17 protein-coding genes are annotated in these 16,607 nt (G+C 68.7%); 2 read left to right on the top strand and 15 right to left on the bottom strand.

Features of this window, described 5'->3' with window-relative positions; all coding sequences use genetic code 11:
* Positions 1–8: 8 nt before the first annotated feature.
* Entirely contained in the window at positions 9–719 is a 711-nt protein-coding gene (locus E0H75_RS18255) for a TetR/AcrR family transcriptional regulator (protein ID WP_131514716.1), read from the bottom strand.
* A 103-nt stretch (positions 720–822) separates the two neighbouring features.
* Here E0H75_RS18255 and E0H75_RS18260 point away from each other — a divergent pair, with 103 nt between their 5' ends.
* Complete coding sequence (locus E0H75_RS18260; RefSeq protein WP_131514717.1) at positions 823–2,286, top strand: DHA2 family efflux MFS transporter permease subunit; 1,464 nt, start codon at positions 823–825, stop codon at positions 2,284–2,286.
* Between the two features lie 34 nt (positions 2,287–2,320).
* Here E0H75_RS18260 and E0H75_RS18265 read toward each other — a convergent pair whose 3' ends face one another.
* The 6 genes from E0H75_RS18265 to E0H75_RS18290 form a co-directional block, all read right to left on the bottom strand.
* A complete protein-coding gene (locus tag E0H75_RS18265) occupies positions 2,321–3,292 on the bottom strand; it encodes a glycine betaine ABC transporter substrate-binding protein (protein ID WP_131514718.1) in 972 nt (323 codons plus the stop codon).
* Positions 3,289–4,113: an ABC transporter permease gene (locus E0H75_RS18270; RefSeq protein ID WP_238163105.1), complete on the bottom strand. Its 825-nt coding sequence runs from the start codon at positions 4,111–4,113 to the stop codon at positions 3,289–3,291. The genes E0H75_RS18265 and E0H75_RS18270 overlap by 4 nt, the downstream gene beginning before the upstream one ends.
* Positions 4,110–5,315 (bottom strand): ATP-binding cassette domain-containing protein, encoded by a 1,206-nt coding sequence (locus E0H75_RS18275; RefSeq protein ID WP_238163106.1) that lies wholly within the window; start codon positions 5,313–5,315, stop codon positions 4,110–4,112. The genes E0H75_RS18270 and E0H75_RS18275 overlap by 4 nt, the downstream gene beginning before the upstream one ends.
* Complete coding sequence (locus E0H75_RS18280) at positions 5,308–5,949, bottom strand: ABC transporter permease (RefSeq protein WP_131514719.1); 642 nt, start codon at positions 5,947–5,949, stop codon at positions 5,308–5,310. The genes E0H75_RS18275 and E0H75_RS18280 overlap by 8 nt, the downstream gene beginning before the upstream one ends.
* Before the next feature lie 206 nt (positions 5,950–6,155).
* The gene (locus E0H75_RS18285; RefSeq protein WP_131514720.1) at positions 6,156–6,512 is read right to left on the bottom strand and encodes a HesB/IscA family protein; all 357 of its coding nucleotides are present in this window, start codon (positions 6,510–6,512) and stop codon (positions 6,156–6,158) included.
* 158 nt (positions 6,513–6,670) lie between these two features.
* Positions 6,671–7,765 (bottom strand): glycerate kinase family protein, encoded by a 1,095-nt coding sequence (locus E0H75_RS18290; protein WP_131514721.1) that lies wholly within the window; start codon positions 7,763–7,765, stop codon positions 6,671–6,673.
* Positions 7,766–7,827: 62 nt separating this feature from the next.
* Between E0H75_RS18290 and E0H75_RS18295 the strand changes: the two genes are divergently transcribed.
* Positions 7,828–8,229 carry a VOC family protein gene (locus tag E0H75_RS18295; RefSeq protein WP_131514722.1) on the top strand — a complete coding sequence of 134 codons (402 nt, stop codon included), beginning with the start codon at positions 7,828–7,830 and terminating at the stop codon, positions 8,227–8,229.
* Between the two features lie 4 nt (positions 8,230–8,233).
* Here E0H75_RS18295 and E0H75_RS18300 read toward each other — a convergent pair whose 3' ends face one another.
* The 8 genes from E0H75_RS18300 to E0H75_RS18335 all read right to left on the bottom strand — a co-directional run bounded on the left by E0H75_RS18300 (position 8,234) and on the right by E0H75_RS18335 (position 16,450).
* Positions 8,234–8,971, bottom strand: coding sequence for an SRPBCC family protein (locus tag E0H75_RS18300; protein ID WP_131514723.1), 738 nt, complete (start codon positions 8,969–8,971; stop codon positions 8,234–8,236).
* Complete coding sequence (locus E0H75_RS18305) at positions 8,968–9,822, bottom strand: FAD binding domain-containing protein (protein WP_131514724.1); 855 nt, start codon at positions 9,820–9,822, stop codon at positions 8,968–8,970. The genes E0H75_RS18300 and E0H75_RS18305 overlap by 4 nt, the downstream gene beginning before the upstream one ends.
* Entirely contained in the window at positions 9,819–12,203 is a 2,385-nt protein-coding gene (locus E0H75_RS18310) for a xanthine dehydrogenase family protein molybdopterin-binding subunit (protein ID WP_131514725.1), read from the bottom strand. The genes E0H75_RS18305 and E0H75_RS18310 overlap by 4 nt, the downstream gene beginning before the upstream one ends.
* Entirely contained in the window at positions 12,200–12,670 is a 471-nt protein-coding gene (locus E0H75_RS18315; protein WP_131514726.1) for a (2Fe-2S)-binding protein, read from the bottom strand. The genes E0H75_RS18310 and E0H75_RS18315 overlap by 4 nt, the downstream gene beginning before the upstream one ends.
* Before the next feature lie 74 nt (positions 12,671–12,744).
* The gene (locus tag E0H75_RS18320) at positions 12,745–13,866 is read right to left on the bottom strand and encodes an XdhC family protein (RefSeq protein WP_131514727.1); all 1,122 of its coding nucleotides are present in this window, start codon (positions 13,864–13,866) and stop codon (positions 12,745–12,747) included.
* Positions 13,859–14,953, bottom strand: coding sequence for a vWA domain-containing protein (locus E0H75_RS18325; RefSeq protein WP_131514728.1), 1,095 nt, complete (start codon positions 14,951–14,953; stop codon positions 13,859–13,861). The genes E0H75_RS18320 and E0H75_RS18325 overlap by 8 nt, the downstream gene beginning before the upstream one ends.
* A 6-nt stretch (positions 14,954–14,959) precedes the next feature.
* Positions 14,960–15,835 (bottom strand): AAA family ATPase, encoded by an 876-nt coding sequence (locus E0H75_RS18330; RefSeq protein WP_131514729.1) that lies wholly within the window; start codon positions 15,833–15,835, stop codon positions 14,960–14,962.
* A 39-nt stretch (positions 15,836–15,874) separates the two neighbouring features.
* Positions 15,875–16,450 carry a nucleotidyltransferase family protein gene (locus tag E0H75_RS18335; protein ID WP_238163107.1) on the bottom strand — a complete coding sequence of 192 codons (576 nt, stop codon included), beginning with the start codon at positions 16,448–16,450 and terminating at the stop codon, positions 15,875–15,877.
* Positions 16,451–16,607: the final 157 nt, after the last annotated feature.

The raw sequence follows: 16,607 nt of genomic DNA on the forward strand, positions 1-16,607 counted from the left end.
GGAGGGGGTCAGGTCTTCTGCACGAGGGCGGCCAGGCCTGCTGTGATGACGGTGATGCCGAATTCGAAGCGTTCGTCGCCGGAGGCGCCGGAGGTTAGAGAGCCGGCGAGGGCGATGGTGATCGGGAAGCGGTCGGCGGGGAGGGATTCGAAGTAGGTGCGTAGGCCGGTGACGAAGCCTTCGACGTCTTCGGGGGTCCAGGCCCAGGCACCTTGGACGGTTTCTTCGAAGGCGACCGCGGTGACGTAGAGCGGGATGAGGTCGACGGCCCAGGCGGCGGCCTGGTCGGGGATGTTGCCGGCTTTGAGGATCGCGAGGATTCGTTCGGTGCTGAGGAGGGCCCGCTCCCCCAGCGGGACTTGACCGATCGCGGCTCGGGCGACCCCGGGGTTGGCGCGCATCACGCGGAGCATCTCGCGCATGGCGTCCTTGAGTTGTTCTTGCCAGCGCTCCGGATCCGGCTGCTCGGGGAGTCGCATCTCTTCGGCGGCCCGGTCGACCAGGAGTTGGTCGAGTTCCTTCTTGTTGGCGACGTGGGCGTAGAGCGAGGCGGGTCCGGTGTCGAGCACCTGAGCGACCTTGCGCATGGAGACGGCGTCGTACCCCTGGTCGACCAGGAGGCGCATGGCCGCGTCGACGATCCGATCCCGGGTGAGCGGTTCCTTCGGCGTACGGGCGGGCTTCGCGGGGCTGATCGGCTGCCAGGGCGAGTGGGTCATGGGACCACTGTAGCGAACACCGTACTTGACAGGAACAGTGTTCGTGAGTAGAACGGTGTTCGCTAACGAACACCGTTCGCGCTATGTCCGTCAGGAGCCACCGATGAGCACCTCAACCACCACAGAGTCGAGCGCCGCCGGGCCGACGACCACCCCCAACGTGACGAGCAGTACGCCGTACAAGTGGCGGTGGATCGTGCTCGCGACCGTGCTGATCGCGGAGATCATGGATCTTGTCGACGCGACGATTGTCAACATTGCGGCGCCGTCGATCCGGGCCGAGCTCGGTGGGTCCGAGTCGGCGATGCAGTGGATGCTCGCCGGCTACACACTCGCGTTCGCGATCGGGCTGATCAGCTTCGGCCGCCTCGGCGACCTGGTCGGGCGCCGCCGGCTGTTCCTGATCGGAGCGGTCGGCTTCACCGTCGCCTCTGCGGTCTGCGGATTCGCCACCTCACCCGAACTGCTGATCGGCAGCCGAGTCGCACAGGGGCTGCTCGGAGCCGTGATGATCCCGCAAGGGTTCGCGATCCTGAAGGCTGTCTTCCCCGCGGAAGAGATCGGCAAGGCGTTCGCGATGTTCGGTCCGGTGATGGGATTGTCGGCAGTCGCCGGCCCGATCCTCGCCGGCGTACTGATCGACGCGAACTGGTTCGACGCCGGCTGGCGGATGATCTTCTTCATCAACGTCCCGATCGGCATCGCCGCTCTGGTCGGCGCGCTCCGATTCATGCCCGAGGTGAAGACGCCCGGCGCGTCCCGGCTCGACACCACCGGCGTCGTCCTGGTCAGCCTCGCGTCCGGTCTGCTGATCTACCCGCTGGTCCAGGGCCGCGAGCTCGGCTGGCCGGCCTGGTCGATCGCGATGATGGTCGCGTCCATCGGGGTGTTCGCACTGTTCGGCTGGCGTGAGCGCCGCTCGGGCAACCCGGTCATCGACCCGTCGCTGTTCCGCAGCCGCGGGTACGTCGCAGGCCTCGCCGTCATCACCACGTTCTTCCTCGCGATGTCCGGCTTCACCCTGGTCTTCAACCTGTTCACCCAGCTCGGTCTGCACTACAGCCCGCTGAAGGCAGGCCTCGCGATGGTGCCGTTCTCGCTCGGCATCGCGATCGGTGCACCGCTGTCCGGCGGCCTGCTCGCACCGAAGTTCGGCCGCAAGGCGCTGCAGCTCGGTGTCGCGGTGATGACCGTGGCGATGGGCGGCGTGTGGTTCACCCTGCACACGTACGGCGATGCCACCACGATCTGGAACCTGGTCCCGGCAACCCTCGCGACCGGTATCGGTGCCGGACTGGTGTTCGCCCCGCTGTTCGACATCATCCTGGCGTCGATCGACGACCAGGCGGCGGGTTCGGCGTCCGGCGTACTGACCGCGATGCAGCAGTTCGGCGGCGCGATCGGGGTCGCGGTGATCGGCACGATCTTCTTCCAGCTGCTGCCCGCGCACGCGTTCCTCGGCGCTACCAAGACCACGGTGCTGGTCGCGATCGGGATGTTCCTGGTCAGCCTCGCCGTCACCTGGCTGCTGCCGAAACGCGCCCGCGAAGGCACACCAGCGCACTGACCGACTGACGGGTTGCTCTCCCAGGAGCAACCCGTCAGTCGCGGTTGATGAAACCTTCCTTCACCAGCCAGTCCATCGCGACATCGGCCGGCTCCCGCCCGTCCACATCGACCTGAGCATTGAGCTCGATCAGCACCTGGTCCGTCAGCTTGTCCGACACCGGCTCGAAGAGATCCCGCAGCTGCGGGTACTTGTCCAGCACCTTCTTGCTGATCACCGGAGCCACGTTGTACGCCGGGAAGTACTTCTTGTCGTCCTGCAGCACCACCAGATCCAGCGACTTGATCCGCCCGTCGGTCGTGAAGATCTCCCCGAAGAGGCAGTCGCCCTTGCTGGTCGCGGCGTACACAGCACCCGTGTCGAGCGTCCGGATGTTGTCCCGCAGAACGCCGGTCCCGAGCGGTACGCCGTAGTGCTTCAGCATCGGCTCGAACCCGTCGTTCCGGTTCGCGAACTCGGACTCGACGCAGAACGTGCGCTCCTTCACCGGCAGCGAATCGAGCTGCGACAGCTTGGTGAGGTGCAGCTTCTCGGAGTTCTTCCGGGTGACCGCGAAGCCGTAGCTGTTGTTCATCGGCGCGGGCTTCAGCCAGATCAGTCCGTACTTCTCCTCGTCCTCCTTGCGGACCGCGTCGTACTGCTTCTGCTTGTCGGGGATCCCGGTGTCGTGCCCGAGGTACGAGATCCACGCGGTGCCGGTGTACTCCCACGACATCTGGATCTGGCCCTGCAGCATCGCCTGCCGAGAGGTGTCGCTGCCGGGCATGTTCGTCAGGTCCTTGACCTCGGCGCCCGCGGACTGCATCAGGATCGCGGCGATCTTGCCGAGGATCAGTTGCTCCTGGAAGTTCTTCGACCCGATCCCGATCGACAGCCCGTCCAGGCTCCGCACCGATCGCAACGAGCCGTTCAGCGAACCGGTCGGAACGAATCCGCCGCTCGTGCCAAGACCGCAGCCGGTCAGAACAAGCAACGATGCACTGAGTACCGCCAGGATCCGCCTCATCCGAGCCCCCTCGGTCGCGCGACCTCTTCGAGCACTCGGCCCGCCCAATCGATCAGCAACGCCAGCGCGGCGACGAGCAACGCGCCACTGATCAGCACCGGAAACCGCAGCAGCCTGATGCCGGTCGTGATCAGCGTGCCCAGGCCACCCGCGTCGATGAACGTCGCGAGGGTCGCGGTGCCGACGACGAGTACGAGCGCAGTCCGGATGCCTGCCATGATCACCGGCACCGCCAGTGGCAACTCGATCCGGCCGAGCACCGCCGGGCTCGACATACCCATCCCCCGGCCGGCCTCCACCAAGGTCGGGTCGACGCCATGCAGTCCGACGATGGTGTTCCGCAGTACCGGCAGGATCGCGTACAGGCACAGCGCCAGAATCGCGGTCCAGAAGCCGAAGCCGAGCCAGATCGCGAGCAGCACGATCAGTCCGATCACCGGCGCCGACTGGCCGGCGTTGGCCACCGCCACCACGACCGGAGCCGCCCGACGCAACCGCGGCCGGGTCAGTGCGATGCCCAGCGGTACGGCGATCGCCAGCACGATCACCGTGGCCACGGCGGTGAGTTCGAGGTGTTCGATGGTCAACCGGCCGAGAAGCTTCCAGTCGAGTTGGCGTTGCTCGATCGAGTCGAGCTCGGCCTGTGACCGCCAGATCGCCCAGCCCGCCAGGACGACCGCCACGAACAGGGGCTGCCCGATCAGGAGTCCCCACGACGGCCGGCGACGGCGCTCGGCGGCCAGCCCTGCGGCGGTCGCCTTCGCGTCGGCGAGGTTCTCCGGCATCGCGTCGATGTCGGGTCCCGGGTCCAGCGCGGTCACGTCGCTACCTCTTCCGCCTCCGGATTCGTGCCGTCCTGGATCCGGGCCAGCACCGCCTGGAAGTCGACGACGCCGAGGTACTCGTCCCGTCGCCCGGTGACGACCGCGCAGCCATGGCTCGAGACCAGCATGGTGTCGAGCGCGTCGTTGAGGGTCGCCCGGCGATCGATGGTGACGAGGTCACTGTCCTCGGGTGGCGCCGGCACCTTGTCGACATCCGACAGGTCTCTGGTCCACATCCAGTCCACCGGCCGGCGCCGTCCATCCAGTACGACGACTGAGTCGTCGCCGGCGGACTGCGCAGCACGCAGTACGTCGGGAGCGGAGTCGCCGACCTCGGCGACGGTCGGGAGGCTCAGCTCGATCTCGCTGACCCGGCTCAAGGTCAGTTGCTTCAACGCCGCGCCCGCGCCGACGAAGTCCGCGACGAATCGATCGGCCGGCTTCGCCAGGATCGCCTCCGGCTTGTCGTACTGGGCGATGTTCGCGCCCTCGGTCAGGATCAGGATCCGGTCGCCCAGCTTGACCGCCTCGTCGAAGTCGTGGGTGACGCAGACGATCGTCTTGCGCAGCTCCTCCTGGATGCTGAGCAGCTCGTCCTGCAGGCGCTGCCGGGTGATCGGATCGACCGCGCCGAACGGCTCGTCCATCAGGATCACCGGTGGATCCGCGGCCAGCCCGCGGGCCACTCCGACCCGCTGTTGCTGACCACCGGACAGCTCGCGCGGATAGCGGCCGCGGTAGCGCTCCGGATCGAGGCCCACCAGCTCGAGCAGTTCGTCCACTCGCTCGGCGGTCCGCTTCCGGTCCCAACCGAGCAGACCCGGGACGAGCGCGATGTTCTGCGTGACCGTCATGTGCGGGAACAGACTGCCGCCCTGGATCACGTACCCGATCCGTCGGCGCAGGTCGTCGTCGTTCTGCCGGCCGACGTCCTCGCCACCGATCCGGATACTGCCGGAGGTCGGCTCGATCAGCCGGTTGATCATCTTCAGCGACGTGGTCTTGCCGCACCCCGACGGTCCGACGAACATCACGATCTCGCCGGCCGGGATGTGCAGCGTCAGACCCTCGACGGCGGGCTTGCGCTGACCGGGGTACCGCTTGACCACGTCGGTCAGTTCGATGTCGACACCGCTGACTTCGGTGCTGTCGCTGCTCTCGGTGATGTCGGTGCTCTCGGTCATGGTGGTGTCAGACACGGATTCCCCTCGAGGTGGTCAGGCGGCCGACGAACAGCAGCACAGCGTCCAGGATCAGAGCGAGCAGCACCACGCCGAGGGTGCCGACCAGAGCGGAGTTGAGCGCGTTCGCGCCGCCGATCTGGGTGAGTCCGGTGAAGATGAAGCTGCCCAGGCCGGGCCCGAGCACGTACGCCGCGATCGCCGCGATGCCCATCGACATCTGCGCCGAGACGCGGACACCGGCGAGAATGACCGGCCACGCGAGTGGCAGCTCGATCCGCAGCAGAGTGCGGGCGGCGCCCATGCCCATGCCGCGGGCCGACTCGATCAGGGTGGCGTCGACACCGGCCAGGCCGACGACCGCATTACGCAGGATCGGCAGGGACGCGTAGAAGGTGACCGCTATCACCGAGGTGGCGGTGCCGATGCCGGCGAGCGGGATCAGCAGCCCGAGCAGTGCGAACGACGGGATCGTCAGGCCGACCGCGCTGATCCCTCCGGCCAGCGCGGCGATGCGGGGGTTGCGGTGTACGACGACGGCGAGCGCGACCGCGATCACCGTGGCGAGCACCACACATTGGATGACCAGGCTCAGGTGCTGATAGCTCTGGTAGAGCAACTGCGAATGACGCTCGGTGATGTAGTCCCACACGGCGGATCGATCGACCTCCCACGGGTTGGAACCCCGTAGTGATCGGGGTGCTACGCCGGGTGCTCAGCCCCTCCACCGTAGTCAAACGATTGGTTCACCTGCTCGGCGTACCCCTGGTCTGTGCAGGTCAGGCGGCGTGTCGCCGGACCGGGTCCGGACACGACGAAGCCCCCGGCACCAACCGGTGCCGGGGGCTTCGAGGAGGCTCAGTTGAACGAGTCGCCGCAGGCGCAGGAGCCGGTGGCGTTCGGGTTGTCGATCGTGAATCCCTGCTTCTCGATCGTGTCGACGAAGTCGATCGAGGCGCCCTTCAGGTACGGCGCGCTCATCCGGTCCGTCACCACGTTCACGCCGCCGAAGTCGGCCACCACGTCACCGTCGAGCTGACGCTCGTCGAAGAACAGCTGGTACCGCAGCCCGGAGCAGCCGCCCGGCTGCACGGCGACCCGCAGCGCGAGATCGTCGCGGCCTTCCTGCTCGAGCAGCGCCTTCACCTTGGCGGCGGCCCCGTCGGTGAGGAGAACACCCGTGGCGACGGTCTGCTCGGTCTGCGCTTCAGTCATTCCTGACTCCAGTCATCTCGTGAGCGCCCGGCTGCCGTGTGGGCAGGCAACCGTGCGCGGAAAGTCCGCTGTCATTTCGAATCAACATGCGCCGATTCGGAACCATTCCCATGGTCGCACACCAATTTCCAGGATCAACAACCCCGGTCGCAGGGTGATCAGCGGGCCCAGGTCCGGGCGACACGCTCCGCAACCGCCGCCAGCGAGCCGTGCGGGTCGGCGAAGGCGCGCTCCTCCCCCACCGCGTCGACCAGCGAGTACGCCGACTCGACGCCCATGGTGCGCATCTCGCGGGAACCGATCTGCACCTTGCCGGCCAGAACGACGCACGGGCGCATGGCGTCGTTCGCGACCTTCGCGACGCCGGCGATCACCTTGCCATCACGGGACTGGAAGTCGAACGCACCCTCACCGCTCAGCACCAGGTCGACCCTCGACGCTTTCTCCTTCAGGCCGGTCAGGTCGGCGACCAGGTCGATGCCGGAGATGCGATCGGCACCGAGGAGTAGCAGCGCGTAGCCGAGACCACCGGCGGCGCCGGCACCCTTTTGGTCGGCGGTCTTCCGGCCGGCGAGCTCGGCGAACCTGGTCAGCCAGCCGTCGACCGCCGGCTTGCGCTCGTCGGTGATGCCCTTCTGGGTGCCGAAGATGTTGGTCGCGCCACGCAGACCGAGCATCGGGTTCTCCACGTCACTCGCCGCGACGAACTCGATCCCGGCCATCCGCTCCCGGGCCGGCTCCAGGTCGACGGCGGTCAGCTCCGCGAGCCCGGTGGCACCGGCGTCCAGGCGCCCTCCGGTCGCGGTTGCGCCGAGGGCCGCCAGCAGGCCGGCGCCGGCGTCGTTCGTTCCAGAGCCGCCGAGTCCGAGGATGATGCGCTTGGCACCGGCCTCCACCGCGGCCGCGATCAGCTGACCCACGCCGTACGTCGTCGCGTCCTCGGGCCGGCGCTGCTTCGGCTCGATCAAGTGCAGGCCGCACGCCTGCGCGGTCTCGACGTACGCCGCTTCGCCCGCGAGCAGCACGGTCGCCGGGGTGTCGTCACCCAGCGGGCCGCGGACGGTGACCGACAGGAGCGTCCCGTCGACGACCGCGGACAGTACGTCGATGAACCCCGGACCGCCGTCGGCCATCGGCGCGACCAGCACCTCGGCCTGCGGATCCTGCCGCCGCCACCCTTCCTCGATCGCCGCGGCCGCCTCGACGGCCGTCAGCGTGCCCGCGAACTTGTCCGGCGCAATCAGCACTCGCATGCCGACATCCTCTCCCACCGCGTGCGTTGACGTGCGCGGGTGCCGTCAGTTGGATCGTCAACATGAAGACAATCCTCTTCGCGTTGCGTGTGAGTGACCTCGAGCGTTCGCTCGCCTTCTATCGGACTGTCGGGTACGCCGAGCTCGGCACGGTGCCGTTCGACGACGGGTCGAGCCTGGTCTGGCTGAAACTGCCCGACGAAGCGGCCGTGTCGCTCGAACTCGTGCACCGCCCCGCCGACGGGCCGGTCGTCGTCGGCGGGTTCGCGCACCTGGCAATCGAAGTCGAGTCGCTGACCGCAACCGTCGACCGGCTGACCGACGGCGGGCTGAAGCCTGGCGCTCCCGAGCTGCCTGGAGGTCCGGACGGTCCGAAGACGTCGTGGGTGACAGACCCCGACGGGTACCGCATCGAGCTGGTCGAGTGGCCCCCCGGCGGCCCACCCACGCCCGAGCAGTCGTGAATACTCAGCGACGGAACAGCCGGCGGAGGACGAGCGCGACCACGGCCCCGATCAGGTAAGGCCGGACCCGGCGGGCGAGGACCGGGAGCATGCTCGCCACCAGGTTGAGCTCCCCCGACCCGGAACCCGCGCCCACGCGGGTTTGGTCTGCAGACTCGGCTGGTTCCGCGGCTGGGGCTGGGCCGGCGGGCTGAGCCTGAGCAGTGGGTTCGGTGGAGGCAGCGGACGCCGACGGGGTCGCGGGGGTGGTGGATGGGGCGGACGTTGCCCCGGACGTTGGGGTGGTGGATGTGGTGGGGGTTTGGAGAGTTGTGGTCAGGCAGGTGGTGAATTGGTCCAGGAGGCGGTCGGAGACCTCTTGGATGAGGCCACGGCCGAATTGGGCGGGGCGGCCGGTGATGGTCAGGTCGGTGTCCACGGTGACCTGGGTAGAGGTCGCGTCGGCCGCGGTCAGGCGGGCTACCACCCGGACGCTTGCCGTGCCGTTGCCGCGGCGGTCCTTGCCCTTGGCCTCGATCACGGCGTGATGGTCGGACTCGTCGCGCTCGACGAAGGTCCCGTTGCCGGAGTACTGGAGTGACACCGGTCCCAGCTTCACCTTGCAGGAGCCGGTGAACTCGTCGCCCTCCGTCGACGTCAGGGTGGCGCCGGGGAAACACGGCACCACCCTTCCGAGGTCGTTGAACGCGACCCACGCCTCGTCGACGGGAGCCGGTACGACGAACTTGTGCTCGAGCTTCATCCGGTCCCCGCCGCCGAGAGCACCGCACGCCGCGTCAACACCGACGCGAGATGCCGGCGATAGTCCGCATCGCCGTTGAGGTCGGACACCGGAGACGTCCCGTCGGCCGCCAGCGCCGCGGCCTCGCGCACGGCCTCCGGGGTCGCGGGCCGGCCGACCAGCGCGGCCTCGACCGCGCTCGCCCGGATCGGGGTCGAACCCATGTTGGTGAGCCCGACCCGCGCCTCCGCGATCGAGTCCCCGTCCAGCCGGACCGCGGCCGCGACGGCCACGATCGACCACTGCTGCGCGACCCGGTTGAACTTCTCGTAGTGCGCGCCCCAGCCGGTGTACTTCGGCACCCGCACCTCGACCAGCAGTTCGTCCTCGGCGAGCGCCGTACTGAACACGCCCTCGAAGAAGTCGGCAGCGGCGACGGTACGACGGCCGTCCGGGCCGGCGATCACGAACGACGCATCGAGGGCAACCGCGACGGCGGGCAGATCACCGGCCGGGTCCGCATGCGCGAGCGAACCGCCGAACGTACCGCGATGCCGCACCTGCGGATCCGCGATCGTTGCCGTCGCCAACGACACCAGCCGGGCGTGCTCGCCGACCAGCGGATCGGCCTGCACCGTGCTGTGCGGCGTCATCGCACCGATCACCAGCGCATCGCCGTCGTCGCGAACGCCCTGCAGTTCGCCGATCCGCCCGATGTCGACAATCGTCTCGGGCGCCGCGAGGCGCAACCGCAGGACCGGCATCAGGCTCTGGCCACCGGCCAGCACCTTCGCGTCGGGCTGGTCCCGCAGCAGCGCGACCGCCTCGTCGACCGTCGACGGCGTGAAGTACTCGAAAGCTGCCGGGATCATGACTGCGCCCCTTCCTGCAAGGCCTTCCAGACCCGGTACGGCGTACAGGGCATCGGCACGTCCGACACGCCGAGGTGGCGCACGGCGTCGACAATCGCATTGACGACAGCCGGCGTCGAGGCGATCGTGCCTGCCTCGCCGACTCCCTTCACGCCCAACTGGTTCGTCGTCGACGGCGTCTCGGTCCGGGCCGTGGTGAACGACGGCAGATCGGCCGACGACGGGACCAGGTACTCGACGAACGAGCCGCTCACCAGCGTGCCGCTCTCGTCGTGCACAGCCTCCTCGAACAGCGCCTGCGCGATGCCCTGCGCCAGGCCGCCGTGTACCTGACCCTCGACGATCATCGGATTGACGACAACCCCGACATCGTCGACGCTCACGTACGACCGGATCGAGGTGGCACCGGTCTCGGTGTCGACCTCCACCGCGCACAGATGCGTGCCGTGCGGGAAGGAGAAGTCCTCCGGATCCAGGGTCGCGTCCGCGTCCAGGCACCCTTCCGCCGAGCCATCCAGCTTGTGCCCCTGGAAGACCGCGAACGCGAGCTCGGCCATCGTCATCCCCGACTCGGTTCCGCGGACGCCGTACCGGCCGCCGGAGAACTCGAGGTCGTCGACGTTTGCCTCCAGCAACTGCGCCGCGATCGGCTTGGCCTTCTCGATCACCCGGTCGGCCGCGGCGAGCACCGCCATCCCACCGACCGCCAGCGACCGCGAGCCGTAGGTGTCCAGGCCGCGCGGCGCGACCTGCGTGTCACCGTGCAGTACTTCGATGTCGTCGAAGCCGACGCCGAGCCGGTCGGCGACGATCTGGCTCCACGCGGTCTCGTGTCCCTGCCCGTGCGGACTCGTTCCGGTGATCACCTCGACCTTGCCGGTGGGCAGCATCCGGATCGACGCGTGCTCCCAGCCACCACCGACGTACCCCATCGAGCCGAGCCACCGCGACGGCGCCAGCCCACACATCTCGGTGTACGTCGAGACGCCGATGCCGAGCTGGACCGGGTCACCGGACTCGCGCCGCTTCAGCTGTTCGGCCCGCAACTCGTCGTACCGGAAGAGCTCGCGGGCCTTCGCGGTCGCGGCCTCGTAGTTGCCGGAGTCGTACTTCAGCCCGGCCACCGTCGCGAACGGGAACTCCTCGTGCTTGATCCAGTTCCGCTCCCGGATCGCCAGCGCGTCGGCCCCGACCTTGGCGGCCAACTCGTCCATCAGCCGCTCGATCGCGAACGTCGCCTCCGGCCGGCCGGCACCGCGGTAGGCATCGGTCCAGGTCTTGTTCGTGAACACGTTCGTGCACTTCAGGTGGTACGACGGGAACTTGTAGATGCCGTTGTACATGAAGGCACCGAGCAACGGGATCGCCGACGTGACCAGGCCGAGGTAGGCGCCCATGTCGGCGATCAGTTCGACCTTGAGGCCGGTCACGTCACCGTCGTTGGTCGCGGCCAGCGTCAGCTTCTGCCACTGGTCCCGGCCGTGGTGCGCGGCCATCAGCGACTCCGACCGGGATTCGCTGTATTTACAGGGCTTCCCGGTCCGCCGGGCCGCGATGACGGTGAGCACTTCCTCCGGCGTGAACTGGAGCTTGCCGCCGAACCCGCCGCCGACGTCCGGCGCGATCACCCGGATCTTGCTCTCCGGGATGCCGAGCACGAGCGCGATGAAGATCTTGACGAAGTGCGGCACCTGGGTCGAGGACCACACGGTCATTTGTTCGGGAGTCGGATCGACGACAATCGACCGCGGTTCCATGAACGCCGGGATCAGCCGCTGCTGGCGGATCTCCTTCTCGATCAGGATCCCGCCGTCGCGGGCGGCCGTGATGGCAGCCTCGACGTCGCCACCGGTGCCGGCCGAGGCCGAGTCGAACGACCACACCGCAGACACGTTGGTGCCCAGGTCCGGGTGCGCGAGCGACGAGTCGGTAGCGGCCTGGCGCAGGTCGAGGACCGGCGGCAGTTCCTCGTAGTCCACGTCGATCAGGTCGGCGGCGTCGTTCGCCTCGGCCGCGTTCCGGGCCACGACCATGGCAACGATCTCGCCGGCGAACGCGACGTGGTCGACCGCCATCGACGGGTGCACCGGCGCCTTCTGCTCCGGCACGATCGCCCAGGCGTTCGGCAACGCACCCTGCTCGTCGGCAATGTCGGCCCCGGTCAGTACGGCGATCACCCCGGTGGCGGCCCGAGCGGCCTCAGTGTCGATCGCGGTGATCCGCGCGTGGGCGAACGGGCTGCGCACCATCGCCAGGTGCAGCATGCCCGGGAGCACGATGTTGTCGGTCCAGCGGGTCCGGCCGGTGACGAGGCGGGCGTCCTCCTTGCGTCGGCGCGGGTTGCCGACCTCTGCGGTCGGGCGTGCCTCGGTCGTCGTCATTGCGCACCTCCCGCAGCGGCGGCGGCGCGGACGGCCTTGACGATGTTCTGGTAGCCGGTGCACCGGCAGAGGTTGCCTTCGAGCCCTAGCCGGACGTCGTCCTCGGACGGATCCGGATTGTCGGCGATCAGATCGAGGGACTGCATGATCATCCCTGGCGTGCAGTAGCCGCACTGCAACGCGTGGTTCTCGTGGAAGGCCTGCTGCATCGGATGCAACTGCCCGTTGGCCGCGAGGCCCTCGATCGTCGTCACCTCGTGCCCGTCGGCCTGGACCGCGAACAGCGAGCAGGACTTCACACTCCGGCCGTCCAGATGAACCGTGCAGGAGCCGCAGTTGCTGGTGTCACAGCCGACCACAGTCCCTGTCTTCCCCAGTTGCTCGCGCAGGTAATGCACGAGCAGCGTGCGCGGTTCCACTTCGTCCGTGAAACTGCTTCCGTCGACCTTCACCGTGATCCGGGTCATCGCCCCGCCTCCAGAAGTGAGCACAGTCGTCCGTTGGGATCCTGCTCTCCTGTGATGTCCACCACAAGAGATGTTCAGTGATGAATCGGCCCTGCCACTGCCGTCAGCCGGTCGCCGGCACCGCCCCAGCGCAGGGCGATGATCTCGGCGGCGATGCTGACCGCGGTCTCCTCCGGTGTCCGCCCGCCGAGGTCGAGACCGATCGGACTCGCCAGCCTGGCCAGTTCCGCGTCGGTCAGCCCGGCCTCCTGCAGCCGCTTCATCCGGTCGTCGTGGGTCCGCCGCGAACCCATCGCCCCGATGTAGGCCAGCTGCGGCAACCGCAACGCCACCTCCAGCAGGGGTACGTCGAACTTCGGGTCGTGGGTCAGCACACAGATGACGGTCCGGCCGTCGATCCGCCCGGCCTCCGCCTCGGCCTTCAGGTAGCGATGCGGCCAGTCGACGATCACCTCGTCGGCCGACGGGAACCGCGACGCCGTCGCGAACACCGCCCGCGCATCGCACACCGTCACCCGATACCCCAGGAACGATCCGAGCTTCGCCACCGCCGCAGCGAAGTCGATCGCGCCGAACACCAACAGCCGCGGCACCGGCGCGTGCGACGAGACGAACACCCGCATTCCCTCGCCGCGCCGCTGCCCGTCCGGCCCGTACTCCAGCGTTTCCGTCCGCCCTGCCGCCAACAGCCCGCGCGCGTCGTCGGCCACCGCATCGTCGGCCCGCGACGATCCGAGCGTTCCCGCCGTCGGCTGACCGACCGGGCGCACCACCATCCGCCGGCCGATCCTGGCCGGATCGGGATGCGCGATCACGGTCGCCACCGCCACCGGCCGACCGGCCTCGACGTCGGCCGCCACTTCTCCCAGCTCCGGGTACGACGAGCGATCGACCCGCTCGACGAAGATGTCGATGATCCCGCCACAGGTGAGCCCGACGGCGAACGCCGACTCGTCGCTCACGCCGTACCGCTGCAGCGTCGACTCGCCGGACTCGAGGATCTCCTCGCCCAGCTGGTACACCGCGCCCTCGACACAGCCGCCCGACACGCTGCCGACCGCCTCGCCGTCAGGCCCGACCAGCATCACCGCACCTGGCAACCGCGGCGCCGACGAGAACGTCGCGACAACCGTGCCCACGGCAACCGACTCGCCCGCGCGCCACCACTCCATCAATCGCTCGAGCACATCACGCATCGGCAACCACCTCCAGGAGATCAGCAAAACTGGCCAGGCTGTGCCCCGCGACGAGTTCGTCCAGATGGGGTAGCACCGCAACGATCCCGGTCTGCACCGGCAGGTATCCGGGCTTGCCTCGATGCGGATTCAGCCAGACCACCCGATGCGCCAGCGCAGCCAGCCGTTGCACCTGCGCACCGAGCAAGGTGGTGTCGCCGCGTTCCCAACCGTCGCTGCACACCACCACGATCGACCGGCGCGCCATCCCCCGCTGGCCCCACCGGTCCAGAAAAACCTTGAGCACTTCACCGAGCCGGGTGCCACCCGACCAGTCCGGTACGACGTTCCCCGCCGACCGCAGCGCGGACTCCGCATCGCCTCGACGCAACGCCGGAGTCACCCGGGTCAACCGAGTCCCGATCGTGAACACCTCGACGGACCGTGGCGCGCGCTGGACCATCGTGTGCGCGAGCCGCAACAGGCTGTCGGCGTACGGGCGCATCGAACCGGAGACATCGACGAGTACGACGACCCGGCGCGGTCGGGTACCGCGGCGGCGGTAGTGGACGCGGGCGGGCTCGCCGACCTGCCGCAGTTGAGCCCGGAGCGTGCGCCGCGGGTCGATGTCGCCGCGATGCGATGGGCGTCGCCGGACGGTACGGCGTACCGGGATCCGGGGACGCAGGGAACCGAACAGGCGGTTCAGCTGAGCGCGATCGCTGGCGGACAGTTCGGCGACGTCGCGGTGCCGGAGGACCTCCGTCGTACTCGCGGAGGCGTTCGACGACTGGTCGCCGTCCTCGCTTCCCGCACTGTCGTCCACCTCGAGGGCGGCCTGCACCGAGGGCTGAGTCGTCGTACGCCGGGCCGCGCCGTTGGACCGGTCTCCGGAGAACCACGCGGCGAACACCTCGTCGTACCGGGCGGTGTCGTCGGGTCCCGAACACAAAGCGGCGCGGCCGGCCCAGTAGACGTCCGCGGTGACGCCCGCATCAAGCGTGGCGACCGCCTGGAGGAAGAGGTGCACCCGATCGGAAGTGACTGCCAGTCCCGCGTGCCGGAGCGCCGACGCGAAGCCGGCCAACGCGAGATCTGGTGCGGTCATCTGTCCTCAGCTCGCCAGTAACCGGTCCAGTGATTCGCGCACCCGGTCGGTGTCCTCGCGGTACTTGAGCACGGCACCCAACGTCACCGCCGCGGTCTCCACGTCGAGGATCTCGGTGCCGAGGGCACCGAGTGCGCGAGCCCAGTCGAGCGTCTCCGCCACCCCGGGCGGCTTGAGCAGATCGAGCTCACGCATCCGCTGCACCGAGCGCGCCACCTGCTCGGCCAGCCGGTGCGACACCTCGGGCAGCCGGGTGCGGACGATCTCGACCTCGCGGGCCAGGCCCGGGTGGTCGATCCAGTGGTAGAGGCAACGACGCTTCAGCGCGTCGTGGACCTCGCGGGTGCGGTTCGAGGTGAGTACGACGATCGGCGGCGTCTCGGCGGTGATCGTGCCGAGTTCGGGGATGGTGACCTCGTACGTCGACAGGACCTCGAGCAGGAACGCCTCGAACTCGTCGTCGGCGCGGTCGATCTCGTCGATCAGCAGCACCGCCGGACTCTCGCGGAGCGCGCGCAGCACCGGGCGGGCGAGCAGGAAGCGCTCGTCGAACAGCGACTTCTCGACCTCTTCGACGGCCGGGTCCGAGCTGGTCGCCTCGACCGTGCGCAGATGCAGGATCTGGCGAGGAAAGTCCCAGTCGTAGAGCGCCTGGGTCGCGTCGATGCCTTCGTAGCACTGCAGCCGGATCAGCTGCAGGTCGAGTGCTTCGGCGATCGCGGCGGCCAGCGAGGTCTTGCCGGTGCCGGGCTCGCCCTCGAGCAGCAACGGCCGGTGCAGGGCGAGGGCTAGGTACCCGACCGTGGCCAGGCCGTCGCCGGCCAGATATCCGGTTCCGCGCAGCCGCTCGGCGAGCTCTGCCGCGGAACCGAACAAGTTCATCTTTTCAGCATCTCGCAGCCGCAGCGCCGTTGCCAAGGCTCAGTCGGCGTGATGTCCATTCGGCAGTTGCTCGACCGTGTCGACGTCATCGCCCTCGGCGACATCCGCACATTCGGCCTTCTCTGCTTGGTGTTTCCGCAGATACCCCCGGGCTCCGCTGTCTCCCTGCGCAGTTGCGATAACCCCGTCCCAATGGTCCCGGCCCAGGAATACGGGGTGACCCGGCTCGCCGTCGTACACCGCTCGTACCAAGGACGACCTGTTCCCCGCGACCCGACGTACTGCGGCTGCCGTCAGGCCCGGGACATCCACCGGTACGACGACCACTCCGTCGGCATCCTGCGGCGCGGCCTTCAAACCCTCTCGGAGCGAAGCGCCCATCCCCTCGTCCCAGTTCGTTGCCTCGACCACCTGGACGGGCTCGTCAACCAGGACCGCTCGGACCTGGTCGGCGGCGGCGCCGATGACGACCAGGATCGGAGAGCAGTCGGCCTCGACCAGGAGGCGGATGGTCCGGACCACCCACGCGAGGCCGTCGGGGTCGCGGACGAGCGCTTTGGGTGTGCCCATCCGGCGGCCGGCGCCGGCGGCGAGGACGAGGCCTGCGATCTTCACAACCGGAGGGTACCGATTTCACAGTCTGGGCAGTGACGTGCAGCACGCGGCGAGGGGCGTGCAGCCTGATGTGTGAGTCAAGCGGCGGTGAGTCTTTGGCGGGCCTCGTAGGGGGTGCGGGTGCGGAGTATGGCGTGGAGGACGTTGACGCGTCTGC

The organism is Kribbella capetownensis, assembly GCF_004331485.1.
Taxonomy (GTDB): domain Bacteria; phylum Actinomycetota; class Actinomycetes; order Propionibacteriales; family Kribbellaceae; genus Kribbella; species Kribbella capetownensis.